The sequence below is a fragment of the Stenotrophomonas sp. HMWF003 genome (assembly GCF_003061285.1).
In the GTDB taxonomy this organism is placed as follows: Bacteria; Pseudomonadota; Gammaproteobacteria; order Xanthomonadales; family Xanthomonadaceae; genus Stenotrophomonas; species Stenotrophomonas maltophilia_AP.
Genome location: NZ_QAIW01000317.1, coordinates 1 through 2,167 on the forward strand (window position 1 = coordinate 1; position 2,167 = coordinate 2,167).

Here is a 2,167-nt window from a genome sequence, read left to right on the forward strand (position 1 = left end):
TGATGAGCCCGTCCGCCCCGCCCGTAGCCGATCCTGTCGCGACCGATGTCGATACCGCCTGGTCGCCGGAAAGCTGGCGCGGCAAGCCCGCGCTGCAGATGCCGACCTATCCCGACCCGCTGGCACTGGACGCGTCCCTGCACGAGCTCAAGCGGCTGCCGCCGCTGGTCACCTCCTGGGAAATCCTGGCGCTCAAGCAGCAGCTGGCCGATGCGCAGGAGGGCAAGCGCTTCCTGCTGCAGGGCGGTGACTGCGCCGAGAACTTCAGCGACTGCGAATCCACCACCATTTCCAACCGGCTCAAGGTGCTGCTGCAGATGAGCCTGGTGATGGTGCACGGCATGCGCAAGCCGGTGATCCGGGTGGGCCGCTTCGCCGGCCAGTACGCCAAGCCGCGCTCAGCCGATACCGAAACCCGCGACGGCGTGACCCTGCCCAGCTACCGCGGCGATGTGATCAACGCGCCGGAGTTCACCGAAGCGGCGCGCCTGCCCGATCCGCGCCGGATGCTGCAGGCGCATGCGCATTCGGCGATGACCATGAACTTCGTGCGGGCGCTGATCGACGGCGGCTTCGCCGACCTGCACCACCCCGAATACTGGAACCTGGACTGGGTGCAGCATTCGCCGCTGGCCGCCGACTACCAGAAGATGGTCGCGTCGATCGGCGACGCGGTGCACTTCATGGAGACGCTGGCCGGGGTGCGCGTGCACAACCTCAACCGGATCGATTTCTACACCTCGCACGAAGCGCTGCTGCTGCCCTACGAGCAGGCGCTGACCCGCCAGGTGCCGCGCCAGCAGGGCTGGTTGAACCTGAGCACGCACTACCCGTGGATCGGCATGCGCACCGCCGCGCTCGATGGTGCGCACGTGGAATACCTGCGCGGCGTGCGCAATCCGATTGCGATCAAGGTGGGTCCGTCGGTGCAGCCGGACCAGCTGCTGCGCCTGATCGACGTGCTCAACCCCGATGACGAGCCCGGCCGCCTGAGCTTCATCCACCGCATGGGCGCGGCGCATATCGCCGAGAAGCTGCCGCCGCTGCTGGACGCGGTCAAGCGCGACGGGCGCCGCGTGCTGTGGGTGTGCGATGCGATGCACGGCAACACCGAAAGCACCAGCAACGGCTACAAGACCCGTCGCTTCGACAACGTGCGGGGCGAAGTCGAGCTGTCCTTCGACCTGCATGCGGCCGCTGGCACCCGCCTGGGCGGCGTACATCTTGAACTGACTGGCGAAGACGTCACCGAGTGCACCGGCGGCGCGCGCGAGCTGACCGAGCGTGATCTCGAGCGCGCCTACCGTTCGTCGGTGGATCCGCGCCTGAACTACGACCAATCGCTGGAGATCGCCATGGCGATCGTGCGCAAGCAGCAGCATTACGGCGCCTGACGCAGCGGACGCCGTCCACGCGCGGCTTACATCCGGCTGACATGCCGGTCATGGCCACGCTGGCATCCTGCGGTCTTCCGTTGAAGACCGCAGGAGCGTGCAGTGACAGTGGACTGGCAACAGGCGGCGTTGTATCTGTGGCCGATCGGCATCGCGCTGGTGGTGGGTTTCACCGGCTGGTGGCTGCTGATGGCGCTGACCCGCCGACTCAAGGGGCGTGACTACCGACGTGCGCGCATTGCACGGGTGATCAGCCGCCCGTTGGCGTTCGCGCTGCCGTTGCTGCTGCTGGTGCCCGCGCTGGAGGCCACGCCGCTGCAGGGGCGCTGGCTGGACGGCTCGCTGCGCATGCTGCACATCGGGCTGACCGCCTGCTTCATCTGGCTGCTGGTGCGCGCGGTAGCCGCCGGCGAGCAGGCGATCCTGCGCGACCACCCGATGGAGGTGGCCGACAACCTCGAGGCGCGCCGCGTGCAGACCCAGACCCGGGTGCTGAGCCGGGTGCTGATGGGCGCGATCATCCTGGTCGGCGTGTCGTTGATCCTGCTCACCTTCCCGATGGTGCGCCAGATCGGGACCGCGTTGCTGGCCTCGGCCGGCATCATCGGCCTGGTCGCGGGTATCGCCGCCAAGCCGGTGTTCGGCAACCTGATCGCCGGCCTGCAGATCGCCTTGACCCAGCCGATCCGGCTGGACGATGTGGTGATCGTGGAGGGCGAGTGGGGCCGGGTCGAGGAGATCGGCAGCAGCTACGTGGTGGTGCGCATCTGGGA

The 2,167-nt window shown here is 68.0% G+C and carries 1 protein-coding gene and 1 pseudogene; both read left to right on the top strand.

The genetic code is table 11. The annotated features are described in order from the left end of the window. Positions 1 to 2: 2 nt before the first annotated feature. Positions 3 to 1,394 carry a 3-deoxy-7-phosphoheptulonate synthase class II gene (locus tag DBR34_RS12910; protein ID WP_128097088.1) on the top strand — a complete coding sequence of 464 codons (1,392 nt, stop codon included), beginning with the start codon at positions 3 to 5 and terminating at the stop codon, positions 1,392 to 1,394. Between the two features lie 108 nt (positions 1,395 to 1,502). Continuing rightward, positions 1,503 to 2,167 (top strand): annotated as a pseudogene (locus DBR34_RS22990) (mechanosensitive ion channel domain-containing protein); the annotation flags it as partial.

What these genes read in the sequence shown, in the direction of transcription:
- DBR34_RS12910 (WP_128097088.1), top strand. Translation starts at nt 3, where the DNA reads ATGAGCCCGTCCGCCCCGCCCGTAGCCGATCCTGTCGCGACCGATGTC.